Source organism: Streptomyces sp. HM190, from assembly GCF_009857135.1.
Classification (GTDB): domain Bacteria; phylum Actinomycetota; class Actinomycetes; order Streptomycetales; family Streptomycetaceae; genus Streptomyces; species Streptomyces heilongjiangensis.
In genome coordinates this window covers 3,406,389-3,422,199 of record NZ_CP047318.1, presented here as the reverse complement: position 1 = coordinate 3,422,199, position 15,811 = coordinate 3,406,389, and the positions used below count along the sequence as shown (strand labels likewise).

Below are 15,811 nucleotides of genomic sequence, written 5' to 3'. Positions count from 1 at the left end.
AAACGTGATGTTTGGGGTGAACGTGGAGCAGCAGCCGCAATCAGCGACAGCCGGGCCTGCCGTACCCGCCGGGCCGGCCGTGTCCGTCGTCGTCATCGTCTACAACGACGAGGCCAGGCTGCCCACGGCCGTCCGGTCGGTCCTGGAGCAGACGCTGCGGAGCGTCGAGGTCGTGATCGTCGACGACCACAGCTCGGACGGCTCGTACGAGGTGGCCGCCCGGCTCGCCGCCCTCCACCCCGACCGCGTACGGGCCTACCGGCTGCCCGAGAACAGCGGCGGCTGCGGCGCGCCCCGCAACGAGGGCGTCCGGCGGGCCCGCGGCGCGTACGTCCTGTTCCTCGACAGCGACGACGTGCTGGAGCGCAACGCCTGCCGGAACATGCTGGAGGCGGCCGAGACGACCGGCGCCGACCTCGTCTCCGGGCTCTGCGTCCGTGTCCACGTGGACACCCGTGCGCGCAAGGAGGTCAAGTGGTATCCGTGGCTGTACTCCCGCACACGGACGCTCGAATCCGTCTCCGAGCTGCCCGACCTGCTGGTCTACGACACCCTGTCGACCAACAAGTGCTACCGGCGTGACTTCCTGGTCGAGGGCGGCCTGGAGTTCCCCGTCGGCATCCACTACGAGGACCTGTTCTTCTCCGCCCAGGCGTACGCGGCCGCACGCCGGATCACGCTCATCCCCAACCGGGTCTACGACTGGAACGTCGTCGAGCGGCCCGGGGCCGAGTCGATCAGCAACCGGCGGGCCGAGATCGCCAACTTCGCGCACCGCATGGAGATCCACCGCCGCGTCGACCGGCTCCTCGCCGACCGGGGGCTGCCGGAGCTGAAGTTCGCCAAGGACGTCAAGTTCCTCAAGCACGACCTGGTGCTGCACCTGCGCGACCTGCCGTTCCGCGACGCCGCCTACCGGCAGGAGTTCGCCGCGCTGGCCAACGCCTATCTGGCGTCGATCGACCCGGCCGCGTACGACGAGGTCGAGCCCATCCACGCGATCTGCGCCTATCTGCTGCGCGAGCGCGACTGGGACAACCTGCTGCCCGCCGTGGACACCCTCACCAACCGCGACAAGGTGTCCGCCCCGATGACCGAGCGCGACGGGCGGATCTACTGGTGCGCCGAGCACATCGAGGAGGACCCCTTCGCGCGGCGGATTCTCGACGTCACCGAACTCGGCTACCACGCACGGCCGGTCGGGAGGATGTTCCTGCGCAACGAGCTGACCGAGTACTCCCGGCCGGGGCGCGGCGGAGTCGTCCGGCTCGCCGGCCGCGTCACCAACCCCCTCGGGGTCGTCCCGCCCGGTGCCCCGCTCACCGCCGAGCTGGAGTTCTACGCCCGCCGCCCCGGCGTCCGCTTCCGGACCTTCCGGGTGCCGGTGGCCGTCGTACGGCACGAGGGCCCGTACGTGACGTGGGAGGCCACCGCCGACATCGAGAAGGTCCTCAGGCCGCTCGGCATCGTGGACGCCGTGTGGGACGTCCGCCTCCATCTCGACGTCGACGGCGAGCGGACGTCGACGCGGCTGACCGCCGCCGAACCGGGCCTCGCGACCGGGGAGCTGCCGGTCCGCCCCCGTCTGACCCGGCTGGTCGCCGACCGCGTCGAGCCGCACGTCTCCGCCCGCGGCCACCTCGCCTTCCGGCTCGTCCCGGACAAGAAGGCCAACGACCTCGTCGTCCGCGGTCTGCGCGGCACCCCCGGACGGCTGGCCAAGACCGGCTACCGCAAGGCCAAGGCCTGGCGCAAGAAGGCCACGTCCGGGGACACGAAGGTCCGCCTCTACCACGAGGCGTTCCTGCGGCTGCCCGTGCGCCGTCGCCTGGTGGTCTTCGAGAGCCACCTCGGCCGGCAGTACAGCGACAGCCCCCGGGCGATCTACGAGGAGATGCGTCGCCAGGGCCTCGACTTCGAGGCGGTGTGGTCGTACGCGGGACGCCCGGACGGCTTCCCCTCCGACGCGACCCTCGTGCGCCGCTGGTCCCTGCCCTACCTCAGGGCGCTGGCCCGCGCCGAGTTCTGGATCGACAACCAGAGCTACCCGCTGAAGCTGACCAAGCGGCCCGGCACGACGTACCTCCAGACCTGGCACGGCTCCGCCCTCAAACGCATGGGCTTCGACGAGCCGAGCTGGAAGCTCAAGTCCCGTGCCGCGCAGGCGGAGCAGCAGCGCACCCTGGACCGCTTCGACCGCTTCCTGATCCGCTCCGAGCACGACGTGCGCACCCTCGCCAAGGCGTTCCGCCTCCGCGAGAAGGCGCTGCTGCGGGTGGGCTACCCCCGCAACGACATGCTCGTGCAGGCCCGAGGCGCCACCGAACGCCCTCTCCTGGCCGCCGAGTTGGGCATCCCGGCGGACAGGAAGGTCCTGCTGTACGCGCCGACGTTCCGTCAGTCGGGGCAGAAGCGGTTCGCGCTGCCCTTCGACGTGGAGCGCTTCGCGGAGACCTTCGGCGACCAGTACGTCCTCCTCGTGCGCGCCCACTACCTCAACCACGTCGTGCTCCCGCCCTCCGTGCGGGGCCGCGTCCTCGACGTGTCCGCCCACCACGACGTGACGCCCCTGCTCGCCCTCGCCGACGCGCTCATCACGGACTACTCGTCGGTGATGTTCGACTACGCGCTCCTGGACCGCCCGATGCTGTTCTTCACCTACGACTACGACGCGTACGTGCACGAGGGCCGGGGCACCTACTTCGACCTGATGGAACGGGCGCCGGGCCCGGTGGTCCGCACGGAGGACGAACTGCACGCGGTCCTCGCGGGCTCCTCGCTGGAGGAGCAGTCGGTGAAGTACGCGGCCGCGCGGGAGCGCTTCACGGCCGACTTCGGCGAGTACGACAAGGGCACGGCCGCGCGGCGGATCGTCGACGAGTTCTTCTCCGACTGGAGGCACAGGTGACCGGGCAGCGTAACGGGCGGCGGGACATCTTCCTCGTCGCCAACAGCGTCGACGAACTGGGCGGGGTGACCAGCTGGACCCACCAGATGGCCCGGCTGTTCACCGAGCGGGGCCACCGCGTCCACGTCATCGGCATCGCCACACCGGAGGACCCGCACGACCTCGGCGCGCTGCCCTACCCCACGACCAGGCTGTACGACGGCCAGCCGCCCGCCCCCGGCCGGGCGCGGGACGCGGGCATGCGGGACCGGGCCGCCCGGCTGACCCGGATCTTCGGTGCCGCCCGCCCGGGCGCGGTCGTCGTCGTCACGCAGGTGTGGGCGATGGAGTGGGTGCGGCTCGCCGACACCCGTGGACTGACCGTCATCGGCATGAGCCACGAGTCGTACGAGACCGCGCGGGCCAGCTCCCGCTTCCGCCGCGTCCTGAAGTACTACGCGGACGTCGACCGCATGCTCGTCCTCACCCGCGAGGACGCCGACCGGTGGATCGGCGCGGGCCTCAACAACGCCTCGTTCATGCCGAACGCCGTGCCCTGGCTGCCCGACGTGCCCTCGCCGCGCACCGGGAGGGCCGTCGTCAGCATCGGCCGGCTGAGCGACGAGAAGGGTGTCGACATGCTCCTCGACACCTGGGCGGAGGTCGCCCCCGCCCACCCCGACTGGTCCCTGCGGATCTACGGCTCCGGGGAGGACGAGGAGCTGCTGCGCAAGCAGTGCACGGCCCTCGGCCTCGACGGCTCGGTGGTCTGGATGGGCCGCACCGCCGACGTCCCGGCCGCCCTCCGGGAGGCCTCCGTCTTCGCGCTCTCCTCGCGGGGCGAGGGCTTCCCGCTCGCCCTCATGGAGGCGATGGCGATGGCCGTCCCGTGCGCCGCGTTCGACTGCGCGCCCGGCGTCCACGAGATCGTCACGGACGGCGAGGACGGCCTGCTGGCACCCCCCGGCAACACCGCCGAACTGGCCCGCAAGCTGGACCTGTTGATGTCGGACAGGGAACTGCGGGACCGCATGGGCGACCGGGCGAGGGAGAACGTACGGCGTTACGGGACGGCCGAGATCGTGGACAGGTGGGAGAACCTCTTCGCGTTCCTGGAGAGGTGACGGCGGGCGGACCGGAGGGGCCCGGGCAGTCGCGGGCCAGGGCCGGAAGGGGCGGCGGTCAGGCGGTTACTTCTTGCCGCCGGTGAACTTCTCGTACTCCTTCAGCACCTCGTCCGTCGGCCCGTCCATCCGCAGCTCGCCGCGCTCCAGCCACAGCACCCGGTCGCAGGTGTCCCGGATCGACTTGTTGTTGTGGCTGACGAGGAACACGGTGCCGGCGTGCTTGCGCAGCTCACGGATGCGTGCCTCGGACCGCTTCTGGAACGATCGGTCGCCCGTCGCCAGCGCCTCGTCGATCAGCAGCACGTCGTGGTCCTTGGCCGCGGCGATGGAGAACCGGAGCCGCGCCGCCATTCCGGAGGAGTACGTCCGCATCGGCAGCGTGATGAAGTCGCCCTTCTCGTTGATGCCGGAGAAGTCGACGATCTCCTGGTACCGCTCACGGACCTGCTCGCGGGACATTCCCATCGCGAGCCCGCCGAGGTACACGTTGCGCTCGCCGGTGAGGTCGTTCATGAGCGCGGCGTTCACCCCGAGCAGGGAGGGCTGGCCGTCGGTGTAGATCCGGCCGTTCTCCACCGGCAGCAGCCCCGCCACCGCCTTGAGCAGCGTCGACTTCCCGGACCCGTTGGTGCCGATGAGCCCGATGGCCTCGCCCCGGTACGCGGTGAAGGACACGTTCCGCACGGCGTGCACCGTGCGCACTCCGGCCGCCTTCTCGCTCTTCCTCCGCCGGAGCATGCGGTTCAGCGCGGCCGTGGCGCTGCCGCGCCCGGCTCCGGTGCCGTTGACCCGGTAGACGATGTCGACGCCGTCGACGACGACGGTGGGTACGCGCTCGTGCTCGACGGCGGGAGCGTGCTCGCGCTCGGGGGCGGGCGCGGGCGCGCCGGTGGCGTCCGGTGTGCTGCGTCGCGTGCCCGGGAGGATGTCGGTGTCAGCCACGGCCGTACGTCTCCTCAGCCTTCCAGAAGTAGATGAATCCGCCGACGCCCGCGAGGAGCGCCCAGCCCGCGGCGACCGCCCAGACGTGGTGGGGGAGTTGGCCTGCCTCGAAGCTGTCGATGAGCGCGAACCGCATGAGGTCGATGTAGAGAGCCGCCGGGTTGTACTCCAGCAACAGGTGCACGGCGTACGGCAGGTCGCGGTCGGCGAGCATCCGGTCGATGCTGAACATCACGCCCGACGCGTACATCCACGTGCGCAGCACGAACGGCATCAGCTGGGAGATGTCGGGGGTCTTGGCGCCGATGCGGGCCATGACCATCGCGACGCCGGCGTTGAACACGAACTGCAGGGCCAGGGCGGGCACGATCAGCAGCCAGGACAGGGTGACCGGCACCCCGAAGGCCAGCAGGATCACGGCCAGCGCGGCCATCGAGAACAGCAACTGCTGGAGCTGCTGGAGGCAGTACGACACGGGCAGCGAGGCCCGGGGGAAGTGCAGGGCGCGGACCAGGCCGATGCTGCCGGATATCGCCCGGGTGCCCGCCATGATCGAGCTCTGGGTGAACGTCCACACGAACACGCCGGTCACGAGGAACGGCACGTAGTCCGGGACGCCGTGCTTCGTGCCCATCAGGACGCCGAAGATGAAGTAGTACACGGCCGCGTTCAGCAGCGGGTTGGCGATCTGCCAGACCTGGCCGAGTTTCGCCTGGCTGTACTGCGCGGTGAGCTTCGCCGTGGCGAAGGCCGTGATGAAGTGCCGCCGCGCCCACAGCTGCCGCACGTACGCGCCCAGCGTGGGGCGGGCCCCGCTGACGGTGAGGCCGTGGCGCGCGGCGAGCTGCGCGGGGGTCTCGGCGGGGGCCGGGGCGCCGGTGCTGGTCGGTGCAGTGGTACTGGTCGGGGGCGGCGTGTCGAGGACCTGGCTCACATCCGCTGCTTTCGGTGGGAGGGGGCGGGCGACGGGGGCGGGGCGGGTGCCGCTCCTGCTTCTCTCGGTACCGCCGTTGCTTCTCTCGGTACCGCTCGGTTCCGGTACGTCCCCTGCCCGGCTCTTACGTCGGGACGGGACCGTATCGTCGTGACGTGAGCGTAATCCGATATGACGTCGGAACGCAACCGTTCCGTCGTGACGCCCCTATGCTGGTCCGCATGACGACGAACGCCGACCCCTCCGCGGCCCAGCCGCCGCCCCGGCCGCGCCGCCGGGCGCCCGCCGGGGCGGCCGTGCTCCGCGAGGACGTGACGGAGGCGATCAGGGCGGCGGTGTTCGAGGAACTGGCGGCCGTCGGCTACGCCCGGATGTCCATCGAGGGGATCGCACGGCGTGCGGGCGTCGGCAAGACGGCGGTGTACCGCCGCTGGCGCTCCAAGCTGCACCTCGTGCTCGACCTCGTGTCGGCGGTGGCGGTCCAGGGGCTGCCGACGCCGGACACGGGGTCCCTGGAGGGCGACCTCCGGCTGCTCTACGAGGTCACGTCCCGCGCCCTGCGGCACCCCGTGGCCGGGCAGATCATCCCCGACCTCCAGGCGGAGGCCGCCCGCAACCCCGACATCGCCGAGGCCATGCAGAAGGCGCTGAGCGAAGGGCAGCAGAGCGTCGCCACGGGCATCGTCGCGGCGGCGGTCGCGCGGGGCGAGGTGCGCGAGGGCGTCGACGAGAACCTCGCGCTGGACCTGATCTCCGGCCCGCTGTACTGGCGGTCGGTGGTGGTGCGCACGGCGAAGCTGCCGAAGGGGTACCTGGAGGGGCTGACCCGGGCGACGGCGGCGGCGTTGCGGGCGCTGTAGACGGCGGCTGTCTGCCGGGCCGGGGAGCGGCGGGGCCGGTACGCGGGCTTCCGCTGCCTGCGGCCGCTCGGGGAACGCCGGGGCTACTCGGTGGCGAGCTGGTGGTCGGCCCAGACGTAGCTCTCGGGGAGCAGGGCGCTGACGGGGACGGCGCGGAGGCGGTCGGCCCGGCCGACGATGACCTTGAGCGTGGGGAAGTAGTCGAGCAGGACCTGACGGCACCGGCCGCACGGCGGCACGACCCCTCGGTCCCGGTCCCCGACGGCGACGATCGTCTCCAGCTCGTAGGCGCCCTGGGAGGCCGCCGCCCCGATGAGGACCAGCTCGGCGCAGGGACCGCCGGTGAAGTGGTACGCGTTCACCGCGGTGACGATCCGGCCGTCCCGGGCGCGGGCCGCCGCGGCCATGGTGTGGTTGTCGCCCTGACAACGGGTACGGGCGATGTGCGCCGCCGCCTCGATGAGCTCGTGGTCGATGTCGTCGGTCTGCACGGGCTTCCCCCCTCTTCGCCAGGTCGCCCTCGAACGTCTCCCGACAACCGGCCCGGGCAGGAGAACACCGGTGGATCCAGCTGCCGGGGGACGGTGGATTCGGCGTGGCACCGCTGTTGACGCTCGTCCGTCACGACGCGGACGTGGTGCGCCGAGCGTGGTCACGATCTCGGTCGCCCGCCCGACAGCGGCAGCACGCGGATGTCCCCGTCCCGGGCGCGCACCCATTGCTCCGGCTCCGCCCCTCCGACCTCCCGGCCCCGGTCGCCCTGCCCGTCGACCAGGCGGGCCGGGCCGAAGACCGTCCCGGAGAGTCCCTCGACCTTCGTGGCGTGATCCAGGGTCACCTTGAAGGTGTTCTCGTGGAGCACGGCGTACGACAGGTCGGCGCCACGCAGGTCCACGTCGAGCAGGGACGCGCCCATGAACCGGGTGCCCCGGAACGAGGCCCCGGAGGCGTCCACGTCGCACAGCGACGCCTTCACCAGGTCCGCGCAGTCGAGGACCGCGCCACGGAGTACGGCACCGTCCAAGACGGCCCGGACGAGCGAGGCGCGCGACAGGTCCGCCCCGGAGAAGTCGGCGTCCTGGGCATCTGCCCGGTACAGGTCCGCGCCGATGAGCCGGGCCCCCGCGAGGTCCCTCACCGCACGCCGATCACAGCAGGTCGGTCAGGTCCGGGCCGCGGCCGTCGATGATGTCGGGCGTCCTGACGCCGTAGCCCTCGGCCCGGCCGAAGTAGGTGGGCTCACCCGGCTCCGCCGCCACACCCAGCAGTATGTCGAGGGACTGGAGGGCCGCCGCCAGACGCGGGGCGTTGTGCTTCTCGATGTCCGGGTGCGGGAAGCCACGGAAGTCGAAGTGGCCCCAGATGTCGTGGTGGACGGCCACTTCGGCGGAGAGCCCAAGCGGGTCGGGGGAGACGGACAGCTCGACCAGACGGTGCTCGCGCCGTTCCGCGCCCGCCGCGTCGATCCAGGTGCCGTAGCCCGAGACCAGGAGGTCGGCGATCTGGGCGTCGGGGAAGCCGGCGGGACGCGTCGACAGCAGACGCCCGGGCAGCTCCGAGTCGTCGAGCGGGCCCTGGAGAGCCAGCTGCGTCGTCACGCCGATGCCACCGGTGCCGTACACGTACCAGTGCCATTCGAGGCCGCCGGGGACCAGCAGACCGTGCTCGCGCAGGACACCGGACATCCGGGCTGCCACCGACAGCGCGGACTCCAGACCGGGCGGCGCGTAGTCATCGAGCTCCCAGCTCCAGGACGCGCACTCCCGCGGAGCGCGCAGCAGAGACGACATGAGTGTTCCTTATGGGTAGACCGGACCGTTGGCGGGGAGGGTGATGGAGCCGTCCTCGAACCGCAACTCGAAAGTGGCGTTGCTGCGCCTCGCATGCCCCTCGACGCGCCTCAGGATGTCATCCGTGACGTTGGCCTTCAGATCGTGGATGTCCAGGATCGCCACCTTCTGGCCCGCGATCGGTCCGGCGAGCTGCTTGGCGGCGATCTTCTTGGCCGCGGAGTTGATGCCCGACACCGATTGGACGTCCTTGAGCTGGACGCCGTACTCGATCCGGTCCCCGGACTTGATCAACACGTCCAGGTCCAGCTTGACGTCCGGGTCCTTCAGCTCCAGTGCCAGGTTCTTGTGCCCGCGCGCCTGCAGCTCGGTCGCGTGTTCCATGGCCATGTACACGGCCGGTGTCATGTCTCCCTGCTTGCACTGGGAGAGCAGATCGCCGTAGCCGGGCAGCTCTGCCAGGTGGCCGCGGGCGATGTGCTCGGCGATCCCGGACCCGTAGTCGCTCTTGCGCAGCTGGACGAGCAGGCGCTGCTGGTCGTGCACCTGCATCTTCGCTTTGCCGAGCTGGTCCACTACCGCGGCTTCCTGCCCGGGGGTCATTCCACCCGTGGGCGGAGAGGGCGTCGCGTCGCCCTCACTGAAATCGGGCCGGTCTCCATCGCCGGGGCCATTTCCGCCGCCAGGCCCGTCGCCTCCACCCGGTCCGTCGCCGTGACCGCCGCCGGGTCCGTCGCCGTGACCGCCGCCGGGACCGTCACCGTGACCTCCGTGCGGGGTGTCCGAGTAGCCGCCGCCCGGCGTCTCATGGTTCCCGGACGGCCCGAGGCCCGGGTCGTCGGTGTGTCCGCCGGGCTGGTGGTCGGTACGGTCACCCGGCAGGTCGTCCGCGCGACCGCCCGGCAGTCCGTCGTCCCCGACACGTCCGGTGCCGCCGAGGCCGTCGCCCAGGCGGCCCGTGCCGCCGAGGTCGTCCCCGACCCGCCCCACGGCCCCCGCACCGTCGCTCGTCCTCGCGCCCGCGCCCACCAGGTCGGGCTGCTGCTGGTGGACGTCGGCGCCCCGCTCCGCCGCCGTCGCCTCGTGGCGGATGCCGTCGAGGGATTCGCGGACGGTGCCGTCGGCGTTGTGCATGACCAGGGTTTCGGTGTCGAGGTAGACGATCTCGCCCTGGGGGGTTTCCATGCGGACGCTGTTGTCGGGGGTCAGGCCCGCGGGGAGGTCGTCGGTGAGGTTCGGGGTGTCGGCGATGCGGTAGGTGCCCTCGCCGAGGCGGATGTGGGTGCCGTCGGTGATGCCGCGCAGGCTCGCCATGACGTCGCTGATCTTCACGGCGGTCGCGCCGACGCCCTTGGTGATGTACGTCATCGGGTCGACGATCCTGCCGGCCTTGCCGGCGAAGGAGATGGCCTTGGCGATGGCGCCGGCCTTGCCGGCTCCGGAGACCGCGCCGCCGGCTCCGCCGGTGAAGATGGTGGTGACGACGTTGAAGGTGACCGCCCCGGCGGCGCGGGAGGGGTTCTTGCCCCACTCGTCGTAGGCGATCAGCGCCTTGCCGGTCTCCACGACGGCGGTGCGGGAGTCACGCAGCCAGGAGGGCAGCTTGTCCGCCGGGGTGAGCCAGTACGCCGCGCCCAGCGGTGTCGCGGTGATCGCGATGCCGGTCAGGAGTTTGCCCAGGCCGGTCCATGCCTGGCCTGCCGCGTCCCAGCCGTTGAAGCCGACGAGGGTGCCCAGGCCCTTGATGGTGCCCCAGACGCCGTCGACGACGAAGCCGACGGCGAAGTCCCAGACGTGTTCGTGGATGTAGTACCAGGGGTTGGACTCCTCCACCGGGTCGCCCCAGGGCAGTCCGCCGGCGTGGTCGAGGTCCTCGCCCCGGTAGCCGTACATGTTCTCTTTGTTCGAGCCGTCGTTGACGATCAGCGGCTCACCGCCCACCAGCGCGACGATCTTGTTGTAGCAGTCGCGCTCGGCCGCCTGGAACGCGGCGTAGGCGGCGTTGATGTCCGACCGGCGGTTGTTGTTCTCCTCGACGAGATCCCCGTCGGCACGCCACTCGTCATCGTCCGCGATCTTCCCGCGGAAGGCGATGGCGTCCTGGCGGAGCTGCTCGAACTTCTGCTTGAGGGGGCCGACCGCCGCCGCGTAGGCGTCGAGGGCGGAGGCCACGGTCCCCAACTCGGTGGAGAACTCCTCGCCCTTCGCCGCGACCGGCGCCGTCGTCGCGAACAACTGGTCGGCCTCCGGCGCCTTGTAGTACGCCGACAGGCCGCCGAAGCGGGTGTCGATCGCCGAGCCCGAGTCCTTCAGCGAGGTCCCGGCCGACCGGATGCCGCTGATGTGCTGGTCCAGCAGCTCCAGATCGCCGGTGAACTCGGGGACCTCCTCCGGGATGACGGGGATGTCGTCGCTCACTTCGGCCCCCGCCCGCCGTCACCGCCGACGCCGGGCGGCGGGGGCACCACCGTCGCCTTGAGGGCGTTGGCCTGGTGCTGGGCGGCCATGTCCAGGTCGCCGGTGACGTACGCGTTGGTGGCCTTGGCGGCGCCCTGCACGGAGTCGATGGTCCGCTGCGCCATGAACGCCAGCTTGTTCTGCCGTTCCTCCAGGTACTTGCTCAGCGCCGCCGCCACCGGGCCGACCGGCACGCGCGGGGTGCCGGCGGCGACCGGTCCGATCATGGGGCCGCTGAACTGCCCGCCGGGCACGGCCGTTCCGGCCGACTCGGCCGCGCTCGCCATGTTCGTCACCAGTGAGTTGGCGGCCTTCTCCAGATCGCCCGCCGCCTCACCGGTCGAGTTCAGTGTGCTCTGCACGTTGACCGGATCGATATCCCAAGCCGGCATCGTCGTTACCCCCGTAACGTTCGCTTCCCTCAGTACACACGCGCAACCGGCACCGTTCGGTTCCCGCCGTGGGGCGGGACTTCACGGCCGTCGCACGGACGCGCACGTCAATCGTTGGTACCAAAGGGGTGGTTACGGACGCAACGCCGAAGCGGTGAGGTGACTCACGGGCCGGCCCGGTCGGGGCTGTCCGCGCGGCCCTTCACCGGGCAGGGTGGTGGTGCATCCAGCCCTCCCACGCGGAGGCGATCATCTCGTCGACGCCGTGCCGGGCCTTCCAGCCGAGTTCGGTGGCGGCTCGGTCCGCCGAGGCGACGACGCGGGCCGGGTCGCCGGGGCGCCGGTCCACGACGACCGGCGACAGGGTGTGGCCGGTGTGGGCGGTGATCCGGTCGATCATCTCCCGTACCGAGACGCCCTCGCCGCGGCCGATGTTGAGGGTGAGGTCGGTGCCGGGGGCCTCCCGCAGCCGGCGGGCGGTGGCCACATGGGCCTCGGCGAGGTCGACGACGTGGATGTAGTCGCGGACGCAGGTGCCGTCGGGGGTGGGGTAGTCGGCGCCGAAGACCCGCGGCGCGGACCCCTCGGTGAGCTTCTCGAACACCATGGGGACGAGGTTGAACACGCCGGTGTCGGCCAGGGCGGGCGCCGCCGCCCCCGCGACGTTGAAGTAGCGCAGCGACGCCGTCGACAGTCCCGTCGCCCGGCCGGTGGCCCGCACCAGCCACTCCCCGGCCAGCTTCGTCTCGCCGTACGGGCTCATCGGCGCGCACGGCGTGTCCTCCGTGACCAGGACCACGTCGGGCATGCCGTACACGGCCGCCGAGGACGAGAACACGAACGACGGGACACCGGCGTCCGTGACGGCTCCGAGCAGGGTGCGCAGTCCCTCGACGTTCTCCCGGTAGTAGCGCAGGGGCTGTTCGACGGACTCGCCGACCTGCTTCTTCGCCGCGAGGTGGACGACGCCGGTGACGCCGTGGCCGCGGATCACCCGCGCCAGACGCTCCCCGTCGAGGGTCGAGCCCACCTCCAGCGGCACGTCCCGCGGCACCCGTTCGGCGATCCCCGTGGACAGGTCGTCGTAGACGACGGCGCCCTCGCCCGCGTCGAGCATCGCGCGCGCCACGTGGGCTCCGATGTAGCCGGCGCCACCGGTGATCAGCCAGGTCATGGACGACTGTCCTCTCGTCGATGGACCCGCGGGTCCTGCCGGGGGTGGGCCGCGCGCGTCGGGTGACGGGCGCGGGTGCGACCAGGTCGGTCATTCAGTGAAGCAGGCGTCGGAGGCGACGGCGCACCACCTCGGTCAGACCGCGCCAGCCGGGCGCGAGCCGTAGCGCGAGCGCCCCCGCGTGGGTCGCGTACGGCTGCACCAGGAGCACTCCGTGCCGGGTGCTCGGGAGCGCACGCCGGCACAGCAGCCCGGCGCCCGCGACCGCGTGGGCGGTGGTCTCGCGCCGGCTGCCGTCCCGGAAGCGCAGCCTCAGCCGCAGGTCCCAGGTGCCGCTGCCCAGCGCGGCGAGGTCCAGCGGGACCTCGGCCGTCCAGTGCTCGGACCCGGGGCGGGCGGTGAGGGGCACCGTGCCCGCGAAGCCCACACGGCCGTCGTCGCGCTCGGTGAACTCCACCTCCACCGTCTCCGGGCCCGCGTCCGCCATCCGCCCGTACAGCTCGTGCAGGCGCAGCCGGAGGACGGTGCCCCGCGCGCGGGGCCGCAGTTCCGCGTCGACGGCGGCCGGCAGCAGGTGCACGGGCCGGACGAGGAGGTGCTCCAGCTCGACCTGCGGCAGGTCCGCCGACCAGACGGGCGTGCCGTCGGCCCCGCGCGCGTAGGGCGGGTTGAGCCGGGCCGGACGGGCCGCCATCTCCTTCAGGCGTCCCAGGTCGCGCGGTTCCTCGGCGGCGAGGATCACCCGGGCGACGACCCGGCCCGGCGCGGGCGCCGGCGTGAAGTCGCCCTCGTCGAAGCAGTTCAGGTACGCGCGGGTGAGGTCCCACCATGCGCGCCGGTAGTGCGCGCCGCGCAGGTCCAGCTCGCGCGCGTACATGCGCAGCGAGTGGTCGAGGAAGCGCGTCCGGGTGGCCCGCGCCAGACGCTTCTCGCCCGCGCCGAGGAGGATGTCGTACGACAGCCGGTCGGCCTCGATGCGGGCCTGCCAGTTGGCGATGTCGGCGCGGTCGAGGGAGAGCGAGAGCCGGGCCGCCGAACGGCGGACCTGCCACACGTACACGGGATCGGGGACGAGCGCGACGCGCGGCCCGGCGGCCAGCACGCGCGCGACGAACACGAAGTCCTCGTACGGGAAGCGTCCTTCGGGGAAGCGGATGCCGTGGTCGCGCAGGAAAGCGGTCCGGTAGAGCTTGTTGACGCAGAGTGTGTCGTGGACGAGGCGCTCGCGCCGGGCCGGATGGGGGACCAGCGCGCGCCGGGCGTACACCTCGGGCTGCCAGGGCGTCTCGCGTCCCGAGGGCAGCTCCCTGCGTACGCACAGCCCGGCCGCCACCGGCGCGTCGTCCTCCTCTGCCGCGTCCAGCAGCGCGGTCACGGCGCCGGGCGGCAGGACGTCGTCGCTGTCCAGGAACATCACGTACGGGGTGGTCGCGGCGTCCAGGCCGTCGTTGCGCGGGGTGCCGCAGCCGCCGCTGTTGGCCCGGCGCCGGACGACCCTCAGGCGGGGTTCGGCGGCGGCCAGGTCCTCCAGCAGGTCGCCGCTGCCGTCCGTCGAACAGTCGTCGACCGCGATCACCTCGTGGACGGCGGGACCCTGGGCGAGCGCCGAGCGCACCGCGTCCGCCACGTGAGCGGCGTCGTCGTACCCGATGACGACGACGGTGACCTGCGCCTGCTGAAGAAGCATGGTTGCCCCGAACCTATGAGAGGTCTGTGTGCAATTTTCCCTTAAGTGGGACTTCGTGGCCCCGGGGGGAAGATGGCCCGCGCGGAGTCCGGGTTCCGTTCGGCGGTGGGATTCCGCCGGATCGTCGCCGCGCCGGGCGAGGTCAGAAGGGGCCCGGCTCCGGGGGAGAGGGGCGGGCCGAGGCGGTGCTGCGCGAGTACGGCGTCGGGGCAGGGGTGGGCCGGCCGGCAAGGAGAGATCTCATCGGCCGGATCGTAAGGCGCGCGAAAGGCGGGAATGCGGCGATACGCCGTTCAGAGCCGTCAAGACGGATCAAGTCCGACCATCCGACCAATGGGTGATATGACGGTTTCGGCGGTAGTGGGTCCGGAGTCGCTGGGCCCGGCAGCAGCGGTCCCGGCGGCAGGGGGAGCTCCGGAGGCAGGGGTGCCGGAGGTGGTGGCCGCGGGGGACGGTGGCCGGGTGCGTCGGCCGAGGGTGCGTCAGCGGGGTGCGGGGTCCTGGAGCGCCGCCTCGTCCAGGGCGGCCGTGAGGCGGTCCAGGCGGTCGCGCAGGTCGCGGATCTCGTCGACGTCGAACGAGGTCGCGGAGACGATCCGGCGTGGCACGGCCAGGGCGCGCTCCCGCAGGGCGGTGCCCTCCTCGGTGAGCCGCACCTCGACGGACCGCTCGTCGCGCGCGCTGCGCTCCCGGCGGACGAGACCGGCCGCCTCCAGGCGTTTCAGCAGCGGCGACAGGGTCCCGGAGTCGAGTCGCAGGTGCTCGCCGAGCTTCTTGACGGGCAGCTCGCCCTGCTCCCACAGCACCAGCATCACCAGGTACTGCGGATAGGTGATGCCCAGGTCCTTGAGGACCACCCGGTAGACGCCGTTGAAGGCGCGCGAGGCGGCGTGCAGGGAGAAACAGATCTGCCGGTCCAGGCGGAGGAACTCCTCCTCGGAGACCCCCTCGGGCGATGGGATGGCGCTGCTCATGCCCCCAGAGTACCGCGCCGCCCGCCATTTAGTTGTGCCCAATTGAATTGTGTGCTCTACTTATGGCCGTGAACGGCGGTCGGACGGACCGCCGGACGTGACGTGAACCGTGAAAGGGATGGGTTTCCCATGGACGCGCTCTACACCGCTGTCGCCACCGCCACCCACGGCCGCGAGGGCCGCGCCGTCACCAACGACGGCAAGCTCGACCTCGACCTCGCCCTCCCGGTGGAGCTGGGCGGCAACGGCCAGGGCACCAACCCGGAGCAGCTGTTCGCCGCGGGCTACGCCGCCTGCTTCGCCAGCGCCCTCGGCCTGGTCGGCCGCGCCGCCAAGGTCGACGTCAGCGAGGCCGCCGTGACCGCCGAGGTCGGCATAGGCAAGCAGGGCGAGGGCTTCGCCCTCAAGGCCACCCTCCGCGTCGAGCTGCCCGACAGCGTCGACGAGGCCACCGGCCGCAAGCTCGTCGAGCAGGCCCACCAGGTCTGCCCCTACTCCAACGCCACCCGCAACAACATCCCGGTCGAGCTCGTCATCGAGTAACCCGCTTCCGCGCGGACCGTCGCCCGCGGATCGCTCCGCACCAC

General features: G+C 71.8%; 14 protein-coding genes. 4 read left to right on the top strand and 10 right to left on the bottom strand.

The genetic code is table 11. The features are described 5' to 3' along the window. The first annotated feature begins 7 nt into the window (after positions 1 to 7). Both GSY65_RS14395 and GSY65_RS14390 read left to right on the top strand, forming a co-directional pair. Complete coding sequence (locus GSY65_RS14395) at positions 8 to 2,908, top strand: bifunctional glycosyltransferase/CDP-glycerol:glycerophosphate glycerophosphotransferase (RefSeq protein ID WP_159768130.1); 2,901 nt, start codon at positions 8 to 10, stop codon at positions 2,906 to 2,908. Next, positions 2,905 to 4,011, top strand: coding sequence for a glycosyltransferase (locus GSY65_RS14390; protein WP_236579788.1), 1,107 nt, complete (start codon positions 2,905 to 2,907; stop codon positions 4,009 to 4,011). The genes GSY65_RS14395 and GSY65_RS14390 overlap by 4 nt, the downstream gene beginning before the upstream one ends. Before the next feature lie 66 nt (positions 4,012 to 4,077). Here the strand turns inward: GSY65_RS14390 and GSY65_RS14385 are convergent, their stop codons facing one another. Together GSY65_RS14385 and GSY65_RS14380 are read right to left on the bottom strand one after the other, a co-directional pair. Then, positions 4,078 to 4,815 (bottom strand): ABC transporter ATP-binding protein, encoded by a 738-nt coding sequence (locus GSY65_RS14385; protein WP_159775948.1) that lies wholly within the window; start codon positions 4,813 to 4,815, stop codon positions 4,078 to 4,080. Between the two features lie 133 nt (positions 4,816 to 4,948). Next, positions 4,949 to 5,890, bottom strand: a complete 942-nt coding sequence (locus GSY65_RS14380) for an ABC transporter permease (protein WP_159768127.1) — start codon at positions 5,888 to 5,890, stop codon at positions 4,949 to 4,951. Between the two features lie 221 nt (positions 5,891 to 6,111). On the opposite strand from GSY65_RS14380, the gene GSY65_RS14375 reads away from it, so the two are divergent. Further along, positions 6,112 to 6,750 carry a TetR/AcrR family transcriptional regulator gene (locus tag GSY65_RS14375; protein WP_236579787.1) on the top strand — a complete coding sequence of 213 codons (639 nt, stop codon included), beginning with the start codon at positions 6,112 to 6,114 and terminating at the stop codon, positions 6,748 to 6,750. An 83-nt stretch (positions 6,751 to 6,833) separates the two neighbouring features. Here the strand turns inward: GSY65_RS14375 and GSY65_RS14370 are convergent, their stop codons facing one another. The 8 genes from GSY65_RS14370 to GSY65_RS14335 all read right to left on the bottom strand — a co-directional run bounded on the left by GSY65_RS14370 (position 6,834) and on the right by GSY65_RS14335 (position 15,224). Further along, positions 6,834 to 7,241, bottom strand: a complete 408-nt coding sequence (locus GSY65_RS14370; RefSeq protein WP_159768121.1) for a cytidine deaminase — start codon at positions 7,239 to 7,241, stop codon at positions 6,834 to 6,836. A 161-nt stretch (positions 7,242 to 7,402) separates the two neighbouring features. Beyond that, a complete protein-coding gene (locus GSY65_RS14365) occupies positions 7,403 to 7,888 on the bottom strand; it encodes a pentapeptide repeat-containing protein (RefSeq protein ID WP_159768118.1) in 486 nt (161 codons plus the stop codon). Between the two features lie 10 nt (positions 7,889 to 7,898). Next, the gene (locus tag GSY65_RS14360) at positions 7,899 to 8,540 is read right to left on the bottom strand and encodes a hypothetical protein (RefSeq protein ID WP_201452537.1); all 642 of its coding nucleotides are present in this window, start codon (positions 8,538 to 8,540) and stop codon (positions 7,899 to 7,901) included. Positions 8,541 to 8,549: 9 nt separating this feature from the next. Beyond that, entirely contained in the window at positions 8,550 to 10,958 is a 2,409-nt protein-coding gene (locus GSY65_RS14355) for a hypothetical protein (protein WP_159768115.1), read from the bottom strand. Continuing rightward, a complete protein-coding gene (locus GSY65_RS14350) occupies positions 10,955 to 11,389 on the bottom strand; it encodes a DUF6507 family protein (RefSeq protein WP_159768112.1) in 435 nt (144 codons plus the stop codon). Before GSY65_RS14350 ends, GSY65_RS14355 begins: the two co-directional genes overlap by 4 nt. A 202-nt stretch (positions 11,390 to 11,591) precedes the next feature. Continuing rightward, complete coding sequence (gene galE / locus GSY65_RS14345; protein WP_159768109.1) at positions 11,592 to 12,563, bottom strand: UDP-glucose 4-epimerase GalE; 972 nt, start codon at positions 12,561 to 12,563, stop codon at positions 11,592 to 11,594. A 94-nt stretch (positions 12,564 to 12,657) separates the two neighbouring features. After that, positions 12,658 to 14,250 carry a glycosyltransferase family 2 protein gene (locus tag GSY65_RS14340; protein WP_159768106.1) on the bottom strand — a complete coding sequence of 531 codons (1,593 nt, stop codon included), beginning with the start codon at positions 14,248 to 14,250 and terminating at the stop codon, positions 12,658 to 12,660. Between the two features lie 482 nt (positions 14,251 to 14,732). Continuing rightward, a complete protein-coding gene (locus tag GSY65_RS14335; RefSeq protein ID WP_159768103.1) occupies positions 14,733 to 15,224 on the bottom strand; it encodes a MarR family winged helix-turn-helix transcriptional regulator in 492 nt (163 codons plus the stop codon). 129 nt (positions 15,225 to 15,353) lie between these two features. On the opposite strand from GSY65_RS14335, the gene GSY65_RS14330 reads away from it, so the two are divergent. Beyond that, complete coding sequence (locus GSY65_RS14330; protein WP_055516810.1) at positions 15,354 to 15,767, top strand: organic hydroperoxide resistance protein; 414 nt, start codon at positions 15,354 to 15,356, stop codon at positions 15,765 to 15,767. Positions 15,768 to 15,811 lie beyond the last annotated feature (44 nt).